The organism is Arthrobacter sp. TB 26, from assembly GCF_000427315.1.
Classification (GTDB): Bacteria; Actinomycetota; Actinomycetes; order Actinomycetales; family Micrococcaceae; genus Arthrobacter.
Window position 1 is genome coordinate 1 of the sequence record NZ_AUPJ01000402.1, and the last position, 870, is coordinate 870.

Consider the following 870-nt stretch of genomic DNA (forward strand, 5'->3'; position numbering starts at 1 on the left):
GAGCCGGTGCGGTGCCGCGCTGCTGCGACGAGCAGCCGGGCGGCCAGCAGCAGGTTCCGGTCCTCGTGCCCGGACGGGTCCAGGCGGGAACGGTCCTCACCGGCCGTGGCCGCGGCCCATTCCGCGAGCCGGAGGGAGGCGGCATCGAGTTCTGGTCCGGCACGCATCACCCCGGCCGCACGTGTCATGAGGCGCCGCAGGGCGTCCCGGCTGAACGGCACCGTTCCCTGGCCGGTCCCCAATGCCGGGAGGTCTTCCCAGTCAACGGCGACCGGTCCGGCCGGAACGGGCTCCGTGTCCGCTCCGCTGAGGAACGACTCCACGGCACGGCGGCCGAAGACCAGTCCCTCCAGGAGGGAGTTGCTGGCCAGCCGGTTGGCGCCCTGGGCGCCGGTGCATGCGGCTTCACCGGCGGCGTAGAGTCCCCGCACGGAGGTGCGGGCCCAGAGGTCGGTGGCCACGCCGCCCATCCAGTAATGGGCCGCCGGGGACACCGGAAGCATTTCCGTGGTCCAGTCGTAGCCGGCGGCGCGGGTGGCGGCGGTGATGGTGGGGAACCGCCGTGCCAGGAAACCGGGACCGCGCGTGGCCTCGATTCCCCGGGCGTCAAGGTACACGGGGCTGTCCGCCGGGGCGCCCGTCGCAGCGAGGTGCAGTGCAATGCTGCGGGAGACGACGTCGCGCGGTGCCAGCTCGGCATCCGGGTGGTAGTCGGGCATAAAGCGGTAGCCGGCCGCGTCGAGCAGAACGGCGCCTTCCCCGCGGACCGCTTCGGAAATGAGCAGTGCGGGCGGACCGCCGGGGAGCTCGTCCGCCGCGAGGGTGGTGGGGTGGAACTGGAAGAACTCCAGGTCCCGGACGGCCGCACCC

At 73.2% G+C, this 870-nt stretch carries 1 protein-coding gene; it reads right to left on the reverse strand.

Features of this window, described 5'->3' with window-relative positions; genetic code table 11:
* A partial coding sequence (locus tag K789_RS0115625) for an FAD-binding protein (protein ID WP_024367574.1) occupies positions 1-870 on the reverse strand: 870 nt, incomplete at both ends.